Origin of the sequence: Sphingomonas sp. Leaf412, assembly GCF_001425405.1 — a bacterium.
Classification (GTDB): domain Bacteria; phylum Pseudomonadota; class Alphaproteobacteria; order Sphingomonadales; family Sphingomonadaceae; genus Sphingomonas.
Genome location: NZ_LMQP01000003.1, coordinates 1,238,221 through 1,258,497, shown reverse-complemented (window position 1 = coordinate 1,258,497; position 20,277 = coordinate 1,238,221). Strand labels below are relative to the sequence as shown.

The 20,277-nt window shown below is 67.4% G+C and carries 18 protein-coding genes, 1 tRNA gene and 1 pseudogene; 10 read left to right on the top strand and 10 right to left on the bottom strand.

The window, feature by feature from the left end:
- Positions 1-377: 377 nt before the first annotated feature.
- Positions 378-953, top strand: a complete 576-nt coding sequence (locus ASG29_RS13215) for a recombinase family protein (protein ID WP_055984709.1) — start codon at positions 378-380, stop codon at positions 951-953.
- A 224-nt stretch (positions 954-1,177) separates the two neighbouring features.
- Here ASG29_RS13215 and ASG29_RS13210 read toward each other — a convergent pair whose 3' ends face one another.
- The 6 genes from ASG29_RS13210 to ASG29_RS13190 form a co-directional block, all read right to left on the bottom strand.
- On the bottom strand, positions 1,178-2,245 hold the full coding sequence (locus tag ASG29_RS13210; RefSeq protein ID WP_055984707.1) for a hypothetical protein: 1,068 nt from the start codon (positions 2,243-2,245) through the stop codon (positions 1,178-1,180).
- Positions 2,245-3,297: a DNA cytosine methyltransferase gene (locus ASG29_RS16475; protein ID WP_082515991.1), complete on the bottom strand. Its 1,053-nt coding sequence runs from the start codon at positions 3,295-3,297 to the stop codon at positions 2,245-2,247. The genes ASG29_RS13210 and ASG29_RS16475 overlap by 1 nt, the downstream gene beginning before the upstream one ends.
- 473 nt (positions 3,298-3,770) lie before the next feature.
- Positions 3,771-3,847: transfer RNA gene (locus ASG29_RS13205), tRNA-Pro, on the bottom strand.
- Between the two features lie 102 nt (positions 3,848-3,949).
- The gene (locus ASG29_RS13200) at positions 3,950-4,195 is read right to left on the bottom strand and encodes a hypothetical protein (RefSeq protein WP_055984705.1); all 246 of its coding nucleotides are present in this window, start codon (positions 4,193-4,195) and stop codon (positions 3,950-3,952) included.
- A 36-nt stretch (positions 4,196-4,231) separates the two neighbouring features.
- Complete coding sequence (locus tag ASG29_RS13195) at positions 4,232-4,492, bottom strand: hypothetical protein (protein WP_055984701.1); 261 nt, start codon at positions 4,490-4,492, stop codon at positions 4,232-4,234.
- Positions 4,493-4,610: 118 nt separating this feature from the next.
- Complete coding sequence (locus tag ASG29_RS13190; RefSeq protein WP_055984698.1) at positions 4,611-6,032, bottom strand: M20/M25/M40 family metallo-hydrolase; 1,422 nt, start codon at positions 6,030-6,032, stop codon at positions 4,611-4,613.
- 102 nt (positions 6,033-6,134) lie between these two features.
- Between ASG29_RS13190 and ettA the strand changes: the two genes are divergently transcribed.
- Both ettA and ASG29_RS13180 read left to right on the top strand, forming a co-directional pair.
- Positions 6,135-7,814: an energy-dependent translational throttle protein EttA gene (gene ettA / locus ASG29_RS13185; RefSeq protein WP_055984695.1), complete on the top strand. Its 1,680-nt coding sequence runs from the start codon at positions 6,135-6,137 to the stop codon at positions 7,812-7,814.
- Positions 7,811-8,248: a hypothetical protein gene (locus ASG29_RS13180; protein WP_055984692.1), complete on the top strand. Its 438-nt coding sequence runs from the start codon at positions 7,811-7,813 to the stop codon at positions 8,246-8,248. The genes ettA and ASG29_RS13180 overlap by 4 nt, the downstream gene beginning before the upstream one ends.
- On the opposite strand, the gene ASG29_RS13175 is transcribed toward ASG29_RS13180, so the two are convergent.
- The 4 genes and pseudogenes from ASG29_RS13175 to ASG29_RS13160 form a co-directional block, all read right to left on the bottom strand.
- The gene (locus tag ASG29_RS13175) at positions 8,224-9,042 is read right to left on the bottom strand and encodes a ThuA domain-containing protein (protein WP_055984690.1); all 819 of its coding nucleotides are present in this window, start codon (positions 9,040-9,042) and stop codon (positions 8,224-8,226) included. The two genes, ASG29_RS13180 and ASG29_RS13175, sit on opposite strands and share 25 nt — an antisense overlap.
- Positions 9,042-9,833, bottom strand: coding sequence for an NYN domain-containing protein (locus ASG29_RS13170; RefSeq protein ID WP_055985637.1), 792 nt, complete (start codon positions 9,831-9,833; stop codon positions 9,042-9,044). Before ASG29_RS13170 ends, ASG29_RS13175 begins: the two co-directional genes overlap by 1 nt.
- 322 nt (positions 9,834-10,155) lie before the next feature.
- Positions 10,156-10,629: pseudogene (locus ASG29_RS13165) on the bottom strand (GreA/GreB family elongation factor); the annotation flags it as partial.
- 179 nt (positions 10,630-10,808) lie between these two features.
- A complete protein-coding gene (locus tag ASG29_RS13160; RefSeq protein ID WP_082516106.1) occupies positions 10,809-12,770 on the bottom strand; it encodes a lytic transglycosylase domain-containing protein in 1,962 nt (653 codons plus the stop codon).
- A 123-nt stretch (positions 12,771-12,893) separates the two neighbouring features.
- Here ASG29_RS13160 and dapA point away from each other — a divergent pair, with 123 nt between their 5' ends.
- From dapA to ASG29_RS13125, 7 genes are all read left to right on the top strand, one after another.
- On the top strand, positions 12,894-13,775 hold the full coding sequence (gene dapA, locus ASG29_RS13155; RefSeq protein WP_055984685.1) for a 4-hydroxy-tetrahydrodipicolinate synthase: 882 nt from the start codon (positions 12,894-12,896) through the stop codon (positions 13,773-13,775).
- Entirely contained in the window at positions 13,776-14,078 is a 303-nt protein-coding gene (locus ASG29_RS13150; RefSeq protein WP_055984683.1) for a hypothetical protein, read from the top strand.
- 101 nt (positions 14,079-14,179) lie between these two features.
- Positions 14,180-14,662 (top strand): SsrA-binding protein SmpB, encoded by a 483-nt coding sequence (gene smpB / locus ASG29_RS13145; RefSeq protein ID WP_055984681.1) that lies wholly within the window; start codon positions 14,180-14,182, stop codon positions 14,660-14,662.
- Positions 14,663-14,676: 14 nt separating this feature from the next.
- A complete protein-coding gene (locus tag ASG29_RS13140; protein ID WP_055984680.1) occupies positions 14,677-15,216 on the top strand; it encodes a DUF2062 domain-containing protein in 540 nt (179 codons plus the stop codon).
- Between the two features lie 77 nt (positions 15,217-15,293).
- The gene (locus ASG29_RS13135; RefSeq protein WP_055984677.1) at positions 15,294-17,375 is read left to right on the top strand and encodes a M13 family metallopeptidase; all 2,082 of its coding nucleotides are present in this window, start codon (positions 15,294-15,296) and stop codon (positions 17,373-17,375) included.
- A gap of 4 nt (positions 17,376-17,379) precedes the next feature.
- Positions 17,380-19,827, top strand: a complete 2,448-nt coding sequence (locus tag ASG29_RS13130) for a response regulator (protein WP_055984674.1) — start codon at positions 17,380-17,382, stop codon at positions 19,825-19,827.
- A gap of 38 nt (positions 19,828-19,865) precedes the next feature.
- A complete protein-coding gene (locus ASG29_RS13125) occupies positions 19,866-20,225 on the top strand; it encodes a response regulator (protein ID WP_235532907.1) in 360 nt (119 codons plus the stop codon).
- Positions 20,226-20,277 lie beyond the last annotated feature (52 nt).

Genomic DNA, 20,277 nt, shown 5'->3' with positions numbered 1-20,277 from the left:
AAAAACCCCAACCCGCTACCACCAAGGCGGAACCGGCGTCAAAGGGCCATGTGAAGATACTAAGTATGGCTCGCCTCCAACCCTTCGGCGTTGGCTAGGCCAATTGCGGAAGCGATGCAACGGATCAACTTTTCCAGCCCTATTCAACCTCGCACCAAGAAAATTGCCGCTCCTCCAGCCTCAAATGATGAGCAACAATCAGTCGCCGCGAGATGGCTACCCTTGTGCGATGGCATAAGCGCACTGGTCTTCTCGTCCGCCGTATCGGAAACGACCGATTACGAGCCAGATGCGACGGATGTATCGAAATATAGGTTGACGATAATTTCGATACGCTGGTAGTTACGATGCACGCTTTCGATACAGGAGTCGCACCGATGGCCCGCACCTTCGCCTATTGCCGCGTCAGCACCGGGGATCAGCACACCGACAACCAAGTGCGGGAAATCGAGAGCGCCGGCTACTCGATTGAGCCGCGGCGTGTGATCGCCGAAACCGTGTCAGGGTCGGTAGCGGCCATGGATCGCAAGGGGTTCGCGAAGCTTATGGATCGCCTTGAAGATGGCGACGTGCTGATCGTCACGAAGCTGGATCGCTTGGGGCGCAACGCCATGGACGTGCGGGCTACGGTAGAGGCGTTGGCAGGGCAGGGAGTGCGGGTCCACTGTCTAGCCCTTGGCGGGGTGGACCTCACAAGCGCGGCGGGCAAAATGACCATGGGCGTCATCAACGCCGTTGCGGAGTTTGAGCGCGACCTACTGATCGAACGCACGCAATCTGGCCTGGCGCGCGCCAGGGCGGAAGGGAAGGTGCTCGGGCGCCCGACAGTTCTCACACGGGATCAGCAGCGTGACGTGCTTGCGAGCCGGTCGAGCGGCGTGTCACTCGGTGCACTGGCGAGGCAATACGGTGTGAGCCGCGCCGCGATCCAGCGAGTAGAGAAGCGGGGTTGATCCCGCCACCGTTTCCATTGGAACTCGCAGCGATGTCCATGATAGTCCGAATCATGTGCCGCGAAGCGCGGACCCGATACGGTGACGAAGCTCGCGCATGTCAAGGGCTTCGACCTCATTTCAGTGTGACGCAGCGTCCCCGCGCTCTTCGCTTCGGATTTATAAGGCGCTCGGGTTTGAGAAATGACAGAGCATCACGATTCAATCGATGCGTCCGCTAGAGATCAAACAGCTTCGTCCAGCCAGCCCTCGACTACCGCGTTGAACTTGTCAACAATATCGGCGCGGCCGCACAAACTGGGTGTGGTAAGATAGCTGTATGTCTGCGTCACGGCTCGACGGAGTTCGTCTGCATGCAGTTCCATTGCAAATACGTTGACGAAGTCGCTTATGTCTACGAATGCAATATCACGACCATACGGCGCAAGAAAGCGTATCATGTCAGCAGGTTCTGCAAGATCGTCGTCGCTGTTTACGTTAGACGCGATGATGGTATACTTGCGGAGGTTCGCACCATCCATCTTTTTGCGGAAGTCCCCTACACGGTTCTTCCAATCCGGGCGAACGGTCACTTCAAAGGCGCGCACAAGATCGCCATTCAGCAATTCCTCAATGTCGCCGGCAGTCGCGTCGAACCGGTCGGACGCATGGACGTGGTGTGTCCGAATGTCATAACCGTACCGCTGGCGATGGACGAACAGTAGCGCCGCAATGAGGAACTGCTGAACGTTACCTTCGGACGGAATGGCAATCAGAGAATAAAACAGCTTCCGCGCACGGGCGTAGGTTAAAACGTCGTCGGAAACCGGCGGCAATGGTGCAATCACCTTCCGGCTTTCGGCGAACCGCGCCGCCATATAGTCCGCACATAGCGTTCGCTGCGCAACATTCAGGCCAGCAAGACTGCGGGCGAAACCGTCGAACCGCACGTCGTTCTGAAGCCGCGAGTTGGTGACGTTGCCTTTCCAGCCAAGATTTTCGCCGAAAGCCGTAACGGCGTTGTGAAGTGTGATGCTACGAAGACCTAGTTGCGTCGCCAACCGCTTGTCGCCGTAGGTGCCCCGAATGCCCGTGGGGATCGAATTACAGTCCCAGCCCGTATCGACCGTCGCATAAAAGACGAAGAACAGCGACGCTAACCGCACGCTGTTAGAACCGTGGCCAAGCTGCCCGTCCATCGCCGCGCGTGCCGCAGCGTCTGGTAAGGCCGCGAGCTTTTCGCCTTCAATGAAGGCGTCCATTCGATCAAGCGCAACGTCAACGGCGCGTTCGACCAACAGATTGCGGGGCATTAAGCGGCCACCAACAAAGGCAATGTCGCCTCGGGTTGATAGTGCGTCAGCGGTGAGATCGCAGCTCCTTCGAGCTGGCTTCGCAGCGCGCTACCAAGTGCGTGACCTAGCATAGGCGGAACAGCGTCGCCGACTTGTGTGTACTGCGACGACCGTGAGCCTGCGAACCACATGTCCGATGGGAAGGTCTGGATTAGCACCGACTCTTCTAGCGACATGCGACGCGCACCGGGAACGAACCCATCCCGAGGCGCGCCCCCCGCCATCAGATGTGCGGAATAATCGGGGGCGATGTCCATTGTATCGATCCAATGTGTCTTATAGCCGCCCGCAGAGGCCAATAGCGTGTGGCACGGCGCCGACAGATCGATAGGGCGACCGCCGCCATTGTAGACGTGACCAGCATAAGGGCTGCGGCGTGGATCTGGATATTTTGCGTAGACAACGGGGCAATCGGGTGGCTCGCCGAGTGGCACCGCCTTGTCGATCACGCTGCCAGACGCGACGTGAGGTGTGTGGCCATCTGGCCCGTGTGTTGGCTTCGGGAACCAGAATGTCCCGTTCTTCATGCCTACAATGATGAGACGACGACGCTTTTGTGGCACGCCGTAATCAGCTGCGGACACCACATTCCAAGAGACGTTGTACCCTAACGCCTCGAACTCGCTCACAAGGCTCGCGAGGTAATGAATCCGGCTACGGGTAGTCAGACCTGGGACATTCTCCGCTAAGAACGCCGCAGGACCAACTTCCTTCAACGCGCGAATAAATTCCGGGAACATGTTGCGGCTGTCAGCCGTGCCTCGACGCAAGCCGCCCGTTGAGAACGGCTGGCAAGGTGGTCCGCCGAAAATCAGGTCCACAGTCCCGCGATAGCGCCCAAACGAGATGCTGCGAATGTCAGAGTGGTGATGTTCAGCGTTAGGGGTGTGAGCGTCATATGTCGCCACCGCATCCTTGCTCTTCTCGACGCATGCGAGGGGGTCGATCCCAGCCCGCTTCATGCCCAACGACAAGCCGCCAGGTCCTGAGAAAAGATCGAGTGCCTTCATCGGATATACATGCCGCACCATCCCGATGAGTGCAAGTATGTTCCCTATCCGTTCCGTTCAATATGGTGGCGCACGAGAAACCCTAGCCGCTCGATTTGTCGGCTGCCCGTCGCCGCAACGCGGCGCGTGCATGATCAATCAGGTGCACTTCGGAGCGCAAGAGTTCTGACGGACTCGTGGACCACTCAGCGTGCGCGTTCGAGGAGGCATCATCAAGCCAACGCATCGACTCTACGGCAAGGCAATTTTCTTCGCGGCAATGCCGCTCCCAACCGTCGAAGTCCGCGTGCGGAAGGGGACCGCGCGTGATGGCAATGCGCACAGCCGGTAGCACTTCCCGCCAAAGCGCCGAGTCACACGCAAGATCAGAATCGTTCAACGAACCAAGCATCTCAAACTCGCTACAGCAGACGTCACCATCGTTGCTACAGCGGCTCGAGTTAAGTCATTGTAAAACAACGATTATTAAAGATTGGTCGGGGAGACAGGATTCGAACCTGCGACATCCTGCTCCCAAAGCAGGCGCGCTACCGGACTGCGCCACTCCCCGACGCGGGAGGTCGAATAGGGGGACACGGGGGCGGGTGCAACGAAAAGGGGCGCCCCTTTCCGAAGAAGGTGCGCCCCCGTTCCGACCGCCGTGATCCCGATGCTACCGTGTCTCGGCCGCGTCGCGGACGTTGTCCGCCTGCGTCTCGACATTGTCGGCCGCACCTTCCAGCATCGCCGCCGCATCTGCGTTGGCGGTGCTGTCGGCAAGCGCCTCGAGATTGTCCGCCTTCGCTTCCAGCGTGGCGGCGATCTGTTCGGCGTCGTTGCGGACCGACGTCTGTTCCGGTTCGCTGCTGCATGCCGAAGCGGCGAGCAGCAGGCCAATGGCGGCGAGAGGTATTCTCACGGCGCGTCAATTCCGGTCGGATGTCGGTCCGGACGATCAGTTGGCGTTGTCGGCCGCGTCGTCGGCAGCGTCACGGACGTTGTCGGCAACCGCGTTCAGGTTTTCGGCAACCGCCTCGGCGTTGTCCTCGGCGAACGGATTGGCGGTGGTGCCCGAGTTGTCGGCGACGTTGTCGGCGATGTCCTCGAGGTTGTCGGCAACCATCTCGGCGTTGTTCTCGACCGGAGTCTCGGTCTTCGAGCAGGCGGCGACGGACATCAGGCCGGCGGCGGCGGCAACGAGCAGGATCTTCTTCATTCGAATGCTCCCAAGCATTGGAAAACTCGCGGCCGACCCCATCGCCGTCGCGAACGCCCCGAATACCCTACCGAATCCGTAGGTCAATAACCAATTGTAACGACCCGCCGCATCCGCCCTACGGACGGGTGACGGGTCCGATGGCTTCCGGCGCGTCCGCGACGATGGCCAGCATGGCGGTCCAGGCGGCGACGTTCTGGCGCAATTGTTCGCGGTCGACGCGCTCCAGCGTGTCGTCCGCGGTATGGTGGATATCGAAATAGCGCAGGCCGGACTGGTTCAGGTCGACGCCCGCGACCCCCTTGGCCACGATCGGTGCGATATCCGCGCCGTCGCCCGCCTTGCCCGTTCCGCGCACGATGCCCAACGGGGCCAGCGCGACCGCGAGCCGGTCGCCCACCGCCTTCGCGCTGTCGGGGAGGGTGGTTTCGAGGCGCCATACGCGGTCTGCGCCGAAATCGCTTTCGGCGGCCAGGACGTGGCGTTCGCCGCCATGGCGCTTCGCGTAATCGTCGCCGCCGTAACCGCCGACCTCCTCCGCGCCGAACCACACGACGCGGATCGTGCGGCGCGGACGGCGGCCCGAATCCATGATCCGCTTCGCCGCCGCGGCGGTGATCGCGACGCCGCTGGCATCGTCGATCGCGCCGGTGCCGAGGTCCCAGCTGTCGAGATGGCCGCCGATCAGGACGATGCCCGCGTCGGGATCGGTGCCGGGCACCTCCGCGATGACGTTGCCGCCTTCCTGCTCCCCGATCTGTCGCGGGGTCAGCAGCAGCTTCATCCGAATCGGCTTGCCGCGCTTCGCCATCCCCTCGACCAGCGCGGCGTCGGGGGCGGCGAGCGCGGCGGCGGGAATGGCGGTGACGCCTGCGGGGAATTCGGTGATCCCGGTATGCGGCATGCGGTGGGTGTCGGTGCCGATCGAGCGGATCACGATCGCCGCCGCGCCCTTGCGCGCCGCAAGTCCCGGCCCGGTGAAGCGCGCGGCGCCCGCCTGGCCGTAGCTGGACCCGTCCTGCGTCGGCGCCATCGTGTTGCCGACATAGGCGATCTTACCCTTCAGGCTGCCGTCGGGTGCGGCGGCGAGGTCGCCGAAGGTCGGGAAGACGATCAGTTCGGCGGTCAATCCCTCCGCGGGCGTCGCGGCGGAATTCCCGAGCGCGGCAAGGGTCAGCTTCTGGGGAAAGGGGGCGACGATCTCCGCGCGTTCCTCGCCACGGACCCAGGTCGGCATCCGGTACGTCTCGATCCGCACGTTGCGGAAGCCCAGCGCCTTCAGCTTGCGCAGGCTCCAGTCGCGCGCCCGTGCCTCCGCCTCGGTCCCCGCCAGCCGCGGTCCGACCTCGGTCGTCAGCCCCTCGACGATGTCATAGGCGACGTCGTCGGTCAGCGCGGCGTCGCGCAGCGCGGCCACGCGGGGGTCGACCTTCACGGGCGCGGGCGGCGCGGCGCGGCGCTGCGCGGACGGGGAGGGTTGTTGCGCCACGGCGGTGGCGGACAAAGCGAGCGCCGAGGCGGCGAGGAGGAAGCGGGCCATGGCCGACGGCCTATCGCGCCGTTCGACGTTTGCCAACGCCACGCCACGCCCTTACATGCGCGTCCACATTCCAGCCCAGTCGATACGGAGCGCGCGCGCCACATGGCCGTCCAGTACACCTATGTCATGAAGGGTCTGTCCAAGACCTTCCCCGGCGCGAACAAGCCGGTCCTGAAGGACATCCACCTTCAGTTCCTGCCCAGCGCGAAGATCGCCATCATCGGGCCGAACGGCTCGGGCAAGTCGACGCTGATGAAGATCATGGGCGGGATCGATACCGAATTCACGGGCGAGGCCTGGGCCGCGGAGGGTATCCGCGTCGGCTATCTGCCGCAGGAGCCGCAGCTCGATCCGACGAAGACGGTGATCGAGAACGTGCGGCTGGGCGCCGGGCCCGTGGTCGGCATGGTCGAGCGGTTCAACGCCATTTCGGCGGAGATGGGCGATCCGAAGGACGATACCGACTTCGACGCGCTGATGGCGGAGATGGGCGAGCTTCAGGAGAAGATCGACGCCGCCGACGGATGGAGCCTCGATTCGCAGCTGGAACAGGCGATGGAGGCGTTGCGCTGCCCGCCGTCGGACGCGCCGGTGACCAACCTTTCGGGCGGTGAGAAGCGCCGCGTGGCGCTGGTGCGGCTGTTGCTGGAGAAGCCGGAGATTTTGCTGCTGGACGAACCGACCAACCACCTCGACGCCGAGAGCGTCGCATGGCTGGAGAATTACCTGAAGGAATACACCGGCAACGTCATCCTCGTCACCCACGACCGCTACTTCCTCGACAATGTCGTGAACTGGGTGCTGGAGCTGGATCGCGGGCGTTACTACACCTACGAATCCAACTATTCCGGCTATCTGGAAAAGAAGGCCAAGCGGCTGGAGCAGGAGGAGCGCGAGGAGGCGGGCAAGCAGAAGGCGATTGCCGACGAACTGGCGTGGATGCGCCAGACGCCGAAGGCGCGGCAGACCAAGTCCAAGGCGCGTATCCGTGCGTTCGACGAGCTGGTGAAGAACCAGGAGAATCGCGCGGTCGGCAAGGCGCAGATCCTGATCCAGATCCCCGACCGCCTGGGCGGAAAGGTGATCGAAGCAGAGGGGTTGACCAAGTCGTACGGCGACAAATTGCTGTTCGAGAACCTCGACTTCATGCTCCCCCCCGGCGGCATCGTCGGCGTGATCGGGCCGAACGGCGCGGGCAAGTCCACCCTGTTCAAGCTCATCACCGGGCAGGAGCAGCCCGATAGCGGCACGATCGAGGTCGGGCAGACCGTGAAGCTGGGCTATGTCGACCAGTCCCGCGACGCGCTCGATCCGAACAAGAACGTGTGGGAGGAGGTTTCCGACGGCCTCGACATCTTCCGCTTCGGCAAGCAGGAACTGGGCACGCGGGCCTATGTCGGCGCGTTCAACTTCAAGGGGCAGGACCAGCAGAAGAAGGTCGGCCAGCTTTCGGGCGGCGAGCGCAATCGCGTCCATATCGCCAAGATGCTGAAGGAGGGCGGCAACGTCCTGCTGCTGGACGAGCCGACCAACGATCTCGACGTCGAGACGCTGCGCGCGCTGGAGGAGGCGCTGGAGACCTTCGCAGGTTGCGCGGTGGTCATCAGCCACGATCGCTTCTTCCTCGATCGCCTGTGCACCCACATCCTCGCGTTCGAGGGCGACAGCCATGTCGAATGGTTCGAGGGCAATTACCAGGCGTATGAGGAGGATAAGCGCCGTCGCATGGGCGATGCGGCGGACCGTCCGACGCGGCTGGCGTACAAGAAACTGACGCGTTGACGGCCGCGGCGGGGGAGGAGGGCGACCTTCCCCGCTGGCTGGCGGAGGCCGGGCTCGTCCCGGACGACGGCGGCGCGGGGGCGATCGCGGACGTGGCCCGGGTCCGCGCGTTGTTGCTGGACGCGGCGCGCGATGGGCGCGACGCGAGCTATAGCGACCTGCTGCTGGCGCTGGGGCACCGCTTCACCCGGCCGAAGATGCGCGCGTTGTGCCGGACGCTCGACGCGATCGATGCGGCGGGCGCGGCGATGGGGGAGCCGGGGTTGGCGGTGCTGGTGGTGCGCGAATCGGACCGGTTGCCGGGGCAGGGCTGGTGGATCGGCGTCGACGCGCGCTACGGTTATCGCGGCGAATGGACCGGTCCGGCGGCGGCCGCCTTCGTGCGGGAGCGACAGGGCGCGGCGTTCGATTACTGGCGCGGGCGGCCCGACTGACGGTCCGAAGCGGTCCAGCGGATCGCGTTGGCGATCAGGCGGCGGTGGTTCGGATCGTCGTAGCTTTCCGGCGTATGCCCGATCGCGGAGAAGACGACCCGACCTTTGCCCACCGGATGCGCCCAGACGATCGGGTGGAGCGCGCCCATCGCCAGCTTCGCGCTCGGGCGATACGTCCGCTCGTCCAGCGTCGCCAGGATCGTGCTGCGCGCCGAGGGCGGGGCGGCGAACGAATACCATTCGTCGACCGGCGTCCATGGCACGCGCACGCCGCGCATGACCGGATGGTTCGGCGCGACCACGTTCACCGTCGCGCGCTGGAAATGATCGGCCTCGCCGGGATGGCCGGTGAATTGCGCGCCGATCAGTTCCCCGGCCCAGAACGGCCATGCGTAGCGGGGGTCCCCGCCCGAGCCGTGAAGCGCGACGACCGCGCCGCCGTCGCGCAGCCAGCGTTCGAACGCGGCGCGCTGGGGCGGGGTGAACAGGTCGCCGCTGGCGCTGTTCAGCACCACCACGCGGACGCGGCGGAGGAGCGCGGGGTCGAACACCGCGGCATTCTCCGTCGTGAAGACAGCGCGGCCCTGCGCCCGGGCGACGTCGGCGATCACCGCGTTGGAATGCGGGATGTGTTCGATATGGCGCCAGCCGTTGGTCTTGGAAAAGACCAGCACCCCGTCGTCGAACCCGGCGGGCAGCGCGGGCGCGACCTGGTCGTACGTCGGCGGCGGCAGATGCGGGTTCGCCGTCTGCGGGGGCGAGGCGGCGAGCAGGAGGGCGGCGAGGAGGCGCATCAGCGCAGGCGCTTGACGAAGATCTGCCCGTCCTCGCGCCGTTCGGTCTGGAAGACGGGGAGCGATTCGATCAGGTCGGACAGACGCTTGAACCCGTAGTTGCGGGCGTCGAAGCTGGAGCGGTTGGCGGCGAGCTGGCCCACGGCGGACAGGCTGGAATAGCCGCGCTCGTCATGTTTCACCGCGTCATAGGCGTCGATCAGCAGCTTCAGCAGCGCAGGGTCGTCCCCGACCTTCCGCTTCGCACCGATCGCGGGAGGAAGCGAGGCGTCGAGGGGGACGTCCTCGCTCACCGGCTTGCCGTTCGGGGCGGGGACCGGAGGCGGCGGGGGCGCGGTCGTCGCCTCGTTCATCAGCGCCGCGACGTCGATGAAGCGGGTGCACGCCTGCCGGAAACCCTCCGGCGTGGTCGCGTTGCCGAAGCCGTAGACGGGCAGGCCGTCCTGTCGGATGCGCATCGCGACGGGCATGAAATCGCTGTCCGACGACATGATGCCGAACCCTTCGACGCGGCCACGGAACAGCAGGTCCATGGCGTCGATCGTCATCTTCATGTCGGTCGCGTTCTTGCCCTTGGTCAGGTCGAACTGCTGCTGCGGCTCGATCCCGTGACGGATCGACATGTCGCGCCAGCCGGTCAGCGCGGGTTTCGACCAATTGCCGTACACGCGGCGGACGTTCACCGTCCCCAGTTCCGCCAGTACGGTCAGCACCGGGTCGATCGCGTGATAGGAAGCGTTGTCGGCGTCGATCAGCAGAGCGACGTTGCGGGCGGGGGTGTGTTCGGCCATCGCCGCTTCCTTCACCCCCCGCCCGCGCGCGTCAACGGTCCGTGGCGGGATCGCGCGTTCCGGTGCCGTCGTCGATGGCGTCGGGGCCGGGGGCGGGTGCCTCCTCCACGACGTCCTCGACCTGTTGCAGGTCGGCGTGGGCGTCGGTGTCCTGCACCGTCGCGCTGTCCTCCACACCGGTCGCGCCGTCGACGGGCTCGGCCGGATCGACCGCATCGGGATCGTCGGCCTGCCGCGTGAGGTTGGGATCGGACGCCATCGATTGTTCTCCTTCGGACGCAGAACGGCGCGTCGCCATGGCCGTTCCGCCCGGCGGCGGCGGCGGATAGTCGATCGCGATCACCTCATATTCCCGCTCGCCCGCCGGCAGGACCACGCGGCGCACGTCCCCGACCGCGGCGCCGCGCAGCGCGCGGGCGATCGGCGCGCTCCAGCCGATCCTTCCCGCCGTCGCATCGGTTTCGTCGTCGCCGACGAGGGTCAGGACGCGGTGCGCGTCGTCCACGTCCGCGATCCGGGCGGTGGCGCCGAACCAGATGCGGGTGCGATCCGCGTGCGCGGCGGGATCGACCACCTTCGCCGCCTTCATCCGTTTCGACAGCCAGCCCAGCCGCCGGTCGATCTCGCGCAGCCGCTTGCGGCCGTAGATGTAATCGCCGTTCTCCCTGCGGTCGCCGTTGCCCGCCGCCCAGGCGATCGTGTCGACCAGGGCGGGGCGTTCGGTGGCGAACAGCCGCTCATATTCCGCGCGCAGGGCGGCATAGCCGGCGGGGGTGATGTAATTGGGGCGGTCCATGCGGGCGGAAGGTCACATAAGGTCACGAGGTCGGGCGGGTCGGACGGCGGGCAAGATCGGTAATGCAACGGACGCCGCGGCGCCCCGACATCGTCGTAGCGCGATCGCCCGATGTAGGACAGCATTCGTCGTGCCGGGCGCGGGCGGGCAGGTATGGATGCGAAGCCGGTGTCGGTAAATCAGCCCCGCTTCGACCGGCCCATGTACCAGCTGAGGTTCGCCGGTCCGCGGCTCTTCGCACGCGGCGGGTTCATCAGGTCGTAGACGACGGCATTCTCCAGCACGCGCTGGACGTAGTTCTTCGTCTCCCCGAACGGAATCGCCTCGATCCAATCGACCATGTCGACCGCGCCGGTGCGCGGGTCGCCATTAGCGCGCAGCCATTTGTTCACATTGCCCGGACCGGCATTATAGGCAGCAATCGCAAGGGGATAGCTGCCATAGTTCGCGAATATCCGCTGGAAGTACCCCGAGCCCAGCTGGATATTGTAGCCGGTGTCGGTCGACAGCCGCGCCTGATCGTAGGGGAGGCCCAGCTTGCCCGCCTGCTCGCGCGCGGTGCCGGGCATCAGCTGCATCAGGCCGGTGGCGCCGACCGGGCTGCGCGCGGCGCGGTCGAACTGGCTTTCCTGCCGCGAGATGGCGTGGATCATGGTCCAGTGCGGTTCGTGCCCCGACGGCACCGCCACGGTCGGGAAGGCGGTGGCGCTATATTCCGTCAGGCCGTTCTGCATCGCGCTGCGCCCGACCAGCACGCCCAGGTCGGGGCGGCGCAGGGTGCGCGAGAGTTCGTCGGCGAGCAGATGGTCGCTGTCGCTGGTGGCGTCGGCGGCGATCTGCCGGACGAAGGCGGTCTGGTCCTGATATTGCCCCGCCTGCCCCAGGAACACCGCGGCCTGCACGACCTCGCGCGACTGGAACGCGCGGCGCGCGGCGGGATCGACGACACCGGCCGCGACGGGGGGCGGGGGCATCAGCGCGCGGCCGAGATGCTCGTTCGCAAGCTGCCCGTAGAACTGGTCGCGGAAATCCGCGGTGCGGCGGAACAGCGCATCGGCCTCCGCCGTGCGCCCCGCCGCCTCCGCCGCGCGCGCCGACCAGTAGAAGCCCTTGGCGCGGGTCTGCGGCGACTGGCTGCCCTCGGCATATTTGCGGAACATCACCATGGCGTCGCCGGGCCGCGCGATCTTCGTCAGCGCGGTCTGCCCCGCGAGCCACGCGAGGCTCGTGTAATCGTCGCGCTCGCCATAGGGCTTGGTCGAGACGTTCGTGCCGGGGGGATAGGCGTCGTCGATCTGGCGCGCGATGTCGTACGCCTGCTGATGCTGCCCGTCCGCCGCCGCGCCGCGCGCGCTGGCGAGCAGGACTTCGTAGAATTCCTCCACATCGCCCGGCGTCGTCATCCCGGTGCGGGTACGCGCCAGCCATGTCCGCGCGCTCGGCGAGGCACCCGCGTTGCGCAGCCACGTCGCCTTGTCCGCCACATAGCCCGCGTCGCGCGCGCCGACGGCGTCGTTCGCGGCGGCCAGCGCCGATGCGGTGGCGGCACCGGTGCGGAAGGCGAGGCGCGATTCGAGCAGCGGCCGCGCAGCGGGGCTGACGAACGCGATCTGGCGCGCCGCCGCGCCGGTCGCCCCCTGCCACAGCAACATGTCCATGCGCCGGTCGTGGTCGGCGGCGGTCAGGGCGCCGGGGAATTGCGTCAGGATCGCGGATTCATCCTGCGGCGCCAGATTGCCCAGGCGCCAGGCGGCGCGCGCGGCGGCATCGGCCTGCGCCATCGCGCCGGTCGCCCGATACGCCTTCGCGCAGGCGACGGTCCCCGCGGCGGTCAGCGGCGGATATCGGCCGCAGAAGGCCGCGATGCCGGACGGCGAGGCGGTACCGTCCGCCGCCTTCTTCTCCGCGGTGCGGCGGATCGCGGCGGCACCGGGCCAGCCGGGATGCTGCGCCAGGAACGTGGCGTAGGTGTCGAACGGCAGCGCGTCGGTCGTCGTGATCGCCTTCCACTGCGCCACCGCCTGCGCGACGCCGGCGGGGTTCGCCACGACCGGCGCGGGGGCGGGGGCGGGCATCGCGGGCACCGGCTGCTGCTGCACGTCGTCCCCGGCGAGCGCCATCGCCATCGCCGCCGTCGTCATCCATCCGATCAAGATACCCGCCTTCACTGTTGCCGATACGCCATTGGTGGACAGGGTAGCGATGCAACCCGTATCGGACCTGAACATGCCGCGTCGATCGTCGCGCGGCCGGAGCGTCCGGCAATGTTCTCAGGTTCCATCCCCGCCCTCGTCACTCCTTTCGACGCCGACGGCCGGTTTGTCGAGCAGGCGTATCGCGACCTGATCGAATGGCAGATCGCGGAAGGATCCGCGGGCCTCGTCCCGTGCGGGACCACGGGGGAGGCGGCGACGCTGTCGAAGGAGGAGCATTTCGCGATCGTGCGCGTGTGCGTCGACCAGGCGAAGGGGCGCGTGCCCGTGCTGGCGGGCGCGGGATCGAACGACACGGCGGTCGCGATCGCCAATGTCGCCGCCGCGCGCGATGCGGGGGCGGACGCGGCGCTGATGGTCCCGCCCTATTACAACCGGCCGTCGCAGGACGGCATCTTCCGCCATTTCGAAGCGATCGCGCGCGCGGCGGCGCTGCCCGTCGTGCTGTACAACGTGCCCGGCCGGACGGTGACCGATATCCAGCCCGCGACGGTGGCGCGGATCGTGACCGCGTTCCCGGACATCTTCATCGGGATCAAGGATGCGACCGGGCAGCTGGCGCGCGTGACCGAGCAGCGGCTGGGCTGCGGCGCCGGCTTCACCCAGCTGTCCGGGAATGACGAGACCGCCCTGGCGTTCAACGCGCACGGCGGGACGGGGTGCATCTCCGTCACCGCCAACGTCGCGCCGCGATTGTGCGCCGATTTTCAGCGCGCCTGGGCGGACGGCGACCATGCGGGCGCGCTGGCGCTGCACGACCGCCTGTTCGCGCTGCACCTGGCGATGTTCACCGATGCGTCGCCCGGACCGGTGAAATATGCGGTGTCGAAGGTGCGCGACGGGTTCCCGCAGGGCCTGCGGCTGCCGATGACGTGGCCGTCGGATGCGGCGCGCGCGGCGGTCGACGCGGCGCTTGCACGGGCGGGCTTCTAGATGCTGGTCCTGGCGCTGTTGCAGGCGGCGGTGGCGGGGCCGCTTTTGGACAAGCCGCGTGCGCCCGCGCGCGCCTGCGGCACGACCGCGCCGGACGGATCGCTGATCGTGTGCGGCGCAGGGCAGGAGGGTTTCCGATTGCGCCCGCTGCCCGAGCGATACGCGGCCGATCCCGCGGCGTTGCCCAAGGCGGAGACGGGGATCCTCGGCGGGAAGGCGAAGCTGGCGGCGGAGGCCGAGCAGGCCGGGGTCGGCGGCGTCGTCAGCAATCGCGCGATGGTGCGGCTGAAGACGCCGTTCTAGCCGCGCCGGCGCGGAGAGCGGGGCAGGGCGTCCGCCGCACGCGCCGAAATGTAACGAACGGTCTTTGCGCTCCCCGGTGCGCGCGCCTACATCCACGCGGTATGTCGCGTCCCAAGCCCCTTGCCTTCGACAAGAAGAAGATCGTCGCGGAGAACCGCCGCGCGCGGTTCGATTATGCGGTCGAGACCACCTACGAGGCGGGCATCGTCCTGACCGGCACCGAGGTGAAGAGCCTTCGCTTCGGCGAGGGATCGATCGCGGAAAGCTATGCCGAGGTGAAGGGGGAGGAGGTGTGGCTGGTCAATTCCAATATCCCCGAATTCAGCCACGGCAACCGCTACAATCACGAACCCAAGCGGCCCCGTAAATTGCTCCTTCACGAGCGCGAGATAAACAGGCTCCACGGCGCGGTGGCGCGGGACGGGATGACGCTGGTCCCGCTGATGGTCTATTTCAACAGCCAGGGGAGGGCGAAGGTGGAGCTGGCGTTGGCGAAGGGCCGCAAGGCGCACGACAAGCGCGAGCACATCAAGGAGCGCGAGTGGAAGCGCGAGGCCGGGCGCGTGCTGCGGGATCACGGATAGTGGCGTCGCGACCGATGACGGCATGGGACAGGTTCGCGGCGTGGAGCCGGCGCAACCTGCCGACGCGCGAATCGATGGAGAAGAGCCGCATCCTGCGCCCCGTGGCGCACCGGGTGCTGGCGCCCGAATTGTGGCGCTTCACGCGCCGGTCGGTACCGCGCGGCGTGGCGCTGGGCATGTTCACGGGCATCCTGATCCCGATGGGGCAGATCCCCGCGTCGGCGCTGCTCGCGCTGCCGCTGCGCGCGAACGTGCCCGCCGCCGCGCTGACGACGTTCTTCACCAACCCGCTGACGACGCCGTTGCTGTTCATCCTGTACTACAACGTCGGATCGTGGCTGCTCCATGTCGACCGCGTGGTGCCGGGGCAGCCGCTGGGCGATGCGGCGGGCGCGGGGTGGATGGACTGGTTGGTCCGCGACGTCGGGCCCGCAACCGCGCTGGGCATGGTCGTGTGCGCGGTGGTCGGGGCGGTGCTCGGCTATGCGCTCGCCGCGTTCGGCTGGCGCGCGTGGATCGCGCGCAAGTGGCGGCACCGGCATCACGAAGCGTAACATCGGTAACCATTATTGACCGTGCTGCCCATCGGCCTATGCGTCGCGGCACCCCCATCCTATCCGAGGTCGTCTCCATGCGTCGTCGCGTCATCCTGTTCCCGTTGCTGCTCTCCACCGCCGCCATCGCATCGGCCCAGACCGCGCCCGAGAAGGCGGAGCAGACCCGCGAGGTGGCGAAGGCCGCCGCCGGTCCGGTCAAGCCCGCCAATCCCGACGCGCCGCAGATCGGGACGTTCGGGTTCGACATGGCCGGGCGCGACACCAATGTGCCGCCGGGCAAGGATTTCTACGATTACGCCAACGGCACGTGGGACCGCACGACGCAGATCCCGGCGGACCGGTCCAGCTACGGCATGTTCCACGTCCTGCGCGACCTGTCGCAGACGCGGACGCGCGAAATCCTGGACGAGGCGACGCGCAAACCCGGCAACAAGTCGGGCGACATGTACGCCAGCTTCATGGACGTCGCGGCCGCCAATGCGAAGGGCGTGGCGCCGGTGAAGCCGTGGCTGGCCGCGATCGCCGCGGCGCCCGACCGCACCGCACTGGCGGTGGAGGCGGCGAAGCTGCAACGGCTGGGCGTCGGCGGGCCGTTCCGCGTCGGCATCGGGCAGGACGACAAGAACCCCGATCAGTATATCGCGGGTATCTCGCAGGGCGGCATCGGCCTGCCCGATCGCGATTACTATCTGAAGGACGGCGATGCCTTCGCCGGCTATCGCACCGCGTACCAGGCGTATCTGGCCAAGCTGCTGACCATGGCGGGCGAAACCGATGCCGAGGCGCGCGCCGCGGCGGTGATGAATTTCGAGAAGCAGCTGGCGACCGCGCACTGGACGCGGATCGAGAGCCGCGACGCGGACAAGACCTACAACAAGCTGACTTGGGCGCAGATCGAGGCGCAGGCGCCAGGCTTCCCGTGGAAGCCCTATGCCGCCGCGCTGGGCATCGACGCGCAGCCCGCGGTGCTGGTGGCGCAGCCGACCGCGCTGACGGGCGAGGCGAAGGTCTATGCCGCGACGCCGCTGCCGGTCCTGAAGGACCAGCTGATGCTGCGCACGCTGCGCGCCTATTCCCCGTACCTGACCGACGCGTTCGACGGCGCCACGTTCGGCTTCTACGGCACCACCCTGTCGGGCACGCCCGAGCAGCAGGCACGGTGGAAGCGCGGCGTCGACCTGGTCAGCGGTGCGCTGGGCGAGGACGTGGGGCAGGCGTATGTCGCGCGCTACTTCCCGCCCGAGGCGAAGGCGCAGGCGGACCTGCTGGTGAAGAACGTCACCGCCGCGATGGGCGAGCGGTTGAAGAAGCTGGCGTGGATGGCGCCGGAAACGAAGCAGAAGGCGCTGGTGAAGCTGGCGGCGTTCACGCCGAAGATCGGCTATCCGACGAAGTGGCGCGATTATTCCGCGCTGGCGGTGAAGCGCGACGACCTGGTCGGCAATGTCGCGCGGTCGAACGAGTTCGACTATGCCCGCGACCTCGCCAAGCTGGGCAAGCCGATCGATCGCGACGAATGGTTCATGTCGCCGATGACGGTGAACGCCTACGCCAACCCGACGATGAACGAGATCGTGTTCCCCGCCGCGATCCTGCAACCGCCGTTCTTCGATCCCAAGGCGGACCCGGCGGTGAATTATGGCGGCATCGGCGCGGTGATCGGGCACGAGATCAGCCATCATTTCGACGATCAGGGGCGCAAGTACGATCCCACCGGCAAGCTGGCCGACTGGTGGACGCCGCAGGACGTGGCGCGGTTCGACACGTTCACCAAGCAGCTGGTCGCGCAATACGATGCGTACGAGCCGTTGCCGGGACAGCATATCCAGGGCGGGCTGACGCTGGGCGAGAATATCGCCGACCTGGCCGGGCTGACCGTGGCCATCGACGCGTATCACGCGTCGTTGAAGGGGAAGAAGCCGGCGGTGATCGACGGCACGACGGGCGACCAGCGCTTCTATTACGGCTGGGCGCAGGTATGGCGGACCAAGTTCCGTGAGCCTGCGCTGCGCCAGCAACTGGTCAGCGACCCGCATTCGCCGGGTCATTATCGCGCGCTGACAGTCCGCAACCTGGACCCGTGGTATGCCGCGTTCGGCGCGAAGCCGGGCGACGCGACCTATCTGGCGCCGACCGCCCGCATCCGGATCTGGTGAGCGGATGGCGGTAGAAGCGCTGGCGGCGGTCGACGAGCCGCGCGGGCTCGCCCGGCTCGGGGCCAGCGCGCGCGTCTCGCTGGCGATCGCGGTGGTGGCGGGCCTGCTGGCGGGCGCGCTGATCGTGTGGCTGCTGGGCAGCGTCGCGATCGCGGCGGGCTTCGCGGGCGCGTCGATCGCGGTGGCGGGGGCGGGCATCGCGATCGCGCGGCTGGTGCCGTCGCGGGGCGGCGCACCGTCGGAAGTGGACTGGAGCGTCGCGCACGCCCTGGCCGAAGCGAGCGGCGATGCGGTGGCGGTGACGGATCGCGGCGGGCGGCTGGTCTGCGCCAACGAACGTTATTCCGGCCTGTTCGCGGGGTTCGCCACGCCGCCCTCCCTGCCGCTGGACGGCGACGGTGCCGACCGGCTGGCGAGCGCGGGGCGTGCGGCGTGGCGCGACGGGGCGGCGGCGTGCGACGGGCTGTTCTCCGCCGGGCGGCCGCTGTCGATCGCCATCACGCGCGCGGGGACGGAGGGCGATTGCCTGGTATGGCGCGTCGTGGAGGGGGAGGCGAGCGCCGCCCCCGACCGGCTGGTCGATGCGATCGGCGGCGCGCTGGGCATCCGCGCCGGGGTGGCGGGGATCATGGCGGGGGTGATCGATCCCGCGGGCCACGTCCTTGCCGCCAATCCCGTCCTGCGCGCGCGCGCGACCGGGCAGGTCGACACCGACATGACGGGTCAGGACCTGGCGCAATATCTGGCGGGCGACGCCGACCGGCTGGTCCGTTTCGTGGCGGAGGGGCCGAGCGCGACGCCGATGCGATTGCTCCAGCTGCCGTTGACCGACCGTGCCGACGGGCCGATCCTGGTGGCGATGGTGGATGCGGAGGCGGGCCTGGCACCGGGCGCGTCGGCCGATGTCGAAACACTGGTGATGCTGATGCCGTTCGGCGTCGCACTGGTGGATCGCGAGGGGCGGTTCGTCCAGATGAACACGGCGTTCGCCCGCGCCGCCTCCGTCGACATGACCAGTCCGCCGCTCTACCCCGGCGACCTGGTCGTGCGCGAGGACAAGGGCGTGGTGGCCGATGCGATCCGCAAGTTCGCGGGTGGGGGCGCGCGGTCGATGGATTTCGCGGTCCGGCTGAAGGACCATCCCGACGAGCCGGTCGTCCTGTCGATCGCGGCGGCGCGCGGGCTGGGCGATGCGGCGGTGCTGCTGAGCCTGAAGGACAACAACGAGGAGAACCGCCTGAAGCGCGAGGTCGCGCAGGCGACGAAGATGCAGGCGGTGGGGCAGCTGGCGGGCGGCGTCGCGCACGATTTCAACAATATCCTGACCGCGATCATCGGCCATTGCGACCTGATGCTGATGCGCCATTCCCCGGGCGACAGCGATTATGACGACATCCAGCAGATCCGCGCCAATTCCAACCGCGCCGCATCGCTGACGCGGCAGTTGCTGGCCTTCTCCCGCCAGCAGACGCTGCGCCCGCAGGTCTTGCAGTTGCCCGACGTGGTCAGCGAGGTATCGACCCTGCTGCGCCGCCTGATGGGCGAGACGGTACGGCTGGAGGTGAAGCACGGGCGCGACCAGGGATCGGTCCGCGCCGATCCGGGCCAGCTGGAGCAGGTGGTCGTGAACCTGGCGGTCAATGCGCGCGACGCGATGCTGAGCAAGAGCAGCGGCGCGGCGCACCGCCTGACGATCCAGACCCGCACCGTGCCGATCGCGGAAGTGCGGCGCCGCGGCGACATCATGCCCGTGGGCGATTATACCGCGCTGGAGGTGACCGACACCGGCACGGGCATCCCGCTGGAAGTGCAGCACAAGATATTCGAACCGTTCTTCACGACCAAGGAAGTGGGGAAGGGCACGGGCCTCGGCCTGTCGACGGTGTACGGCATCGTCAAGCAATCGGGCGGCTACATCTTCGCCGATTCCCGGCCGGGGCAGGGCGCGACGTTCACCGTCTACCTTCCCGTCCACAACGCCACGGGGGACGATGCGGTGGCGACGCCGCTGGCCAGCGTGAACCGCCTGCGCACGACCGAATTGTGGGGGTCGGGCACGATCCTGCTGGTCGAGGACGAGGACATGGTCCGCGCCGTCGCGGAGCGCGCGCTGTCGCGGCAGGGCTATACGGTCCTGTCGGCGGAGAACGGCGAGGCGGCGCTGGAGCTGATCGACGGCGTCGAACGGCCACGGATGGTGGTCAGCGACGTCATGATGCCGGTGATGGACGGCCCGACGCTGGCGACGCACCTGCGCCGGCAGCTGCCGGGAATCCCGATCCTGTTCATGTCAGGCTATGCCGAGGAACAGCTGCGCCGGTCGATCGATCTCGACAACGTGTCGTTCCTGCCCAAGCCGTTTTCGGTCCAGCAGCTGGCCGAAGCGGTGCGCGACGTCCTGTCGCGCGAGGAGGGCCCGGAGGCGGCGCAATTGACCGGGATCGGCGGATGATCCTGATCGAGATAGTTGCGCGGCCGTAAACACCCGTTATGGCGAAGACCATGACGATGCGCGTACTCCTGGTCGAAGACGAACCGCTGATCGCGATGATGCTGGAAGATTTCCTCGACGCGCTGGACCAGGGACTGGCCGGTACGGCGGACAGCGTGGCGGCGGCGGTGGCGATCGTGGAGGCGGGCAACGTCGACGCCGCGATCCTGGACGTGAACCTGCGCGGCGGGGAGAAGAGCTTCGCGGTGGCGGATGCGCTGGCGGCGAAGGACATCCCCTTCGTCTTCGCGACCGGCGGATCGGGCGACGAGATCACGCCGGAACATCGCGACCGGCCGCGCCTGTCGAAGCCGTTCACGATGGACGGGGTGAAGGCCGCGCTCGACCAGCTGGCGTAACCGGCGGTGCGCAGGTCGCGCTAATATCCTTGCGCCGCGCCCCTTTCCCGCG

What these genes read in the sequence shown, in the direction of transcription:
- ettA (WP_055984695.1), top strand. Translation starts at nt 6,135, where the DNA reads ATGGCCGTCCAGTACACCTATGTCATGAAGGGTCTGTCCAAGACCTTC.
- ASG29_RS13190 (WP_055984698.1), bottom strand. Translation starts at nt 6,032, where the DNA reads ATGGCCCGCTTCCTCCTCGCCGCCTCGGCGCTCGCTTTGTCCGCCACC.
- ASG29_RS16475 (WP_082515991.1), bottom strand. Translation starts at nt 3,297, where the DNA reads ATGAAGGCACTCGATCTTTTCTCAGGACCTGGCGGCTTGTCGTTGGGC.
- ASG29_RS13130 (WP_055984674.1), top strand. Translation starts at nt 17,380, where the DNA reads ATGGCGGTAGAAGCGCTGGCGGCGGTCGACGAGCCGCGCGGGCTCGCC.
- ASG29_RS13150 (WP_055984683.1), top strand. Translation starts at nt 13,776, where the DNA reads ATGCTGGTCCTGGCGCTGTTGCAGGCGGCGGTGGCGGGGCCGCTTTTG.
- dapA (WP_055984685.1), top strand. Translation starts at nt 12,894, where the DNA reads ATGTTCTCAGGTTCCATCCCCGCCCTCGTCACTCCTTTCGACGCCGAC.
- ASG29_RS13215 (WP_055984709.1), top strand. Translation starts at nt 378, where the DNA reads ATGGCCCGCACCTTCGCCTATTGCCGCGTCAGCACCGGGGATCAGCAC.
- ASG29_RS13135 (WP_055984677.1), top strand. Translation starts at nt 15,294, where the DNA reads ATGCGTCGTCGCGTCATCCTGTTCCCGTTGCTGCTCTCCACCGCCGCC.
- smpB (WP_055984681.1), top strand. Translation starts at nt 14,180, where the DNA reads ATGTCGCGTCCCAAGCCCCTTGCCTTCGACAAGAAGAAGATCGTCGCG.
- ASG29_RS13160 (WP_082516106.1), bottom strand. Translation starts at nt 12,770, where the DNA reads ATGACGACGGCGGCGATGGCGATGGCGCTCGCCGGGGACGACGTGCAG.
- ASG29_RS13195 (WP_055984701.1), bottom strand. Translation starts at nt 4,492, where the DNA reads ATGAAGAAGATCCTGCTCGTTGCCGCCGCCGCCGGCCTGATGTCCGTC.
- ASG29_RS13140 (WP_055984680.1), top strand. Translation starts at nt 14,677, where the DNA reads ATGACGGCATGGGACAGGTTCGCGGCGTGGAGCCGGCGCAACCTGCCG.
- ASG29_RS13210 (WP_055984707.1), bottom strand. Translation starts at nt 2,245, where the DNA reads ATGCCCCGCAATCTGTTGGTCGAACGCGCCGTTGACGTTGCGCTTGAT.
- ASG29_RS13175 (WP_055984690.1), bottom strand. Translation starts at nt 9,042, where the DNA reads ATGCGCCTCCTCGCCGCCCTCCTGCTCGCCGCCTCGCCCCCGCAGACG.
- ASG29_RS13125 (WP_235532907.1), top strand. Translation starts at nt 19,866, where the DNA reads ATGGCGAAGACCATGACGATGCGCGTACTCCTGGTCGAAGACGAACCG.
- ASG29_RS13170 (WP_055985637.1), bottom strand. Translation starts at nt 9,833, where the DNA reads ATGGCCGAACACACCCCCGCCCGCAACGTCGCTCTGCTGATCGACGCC.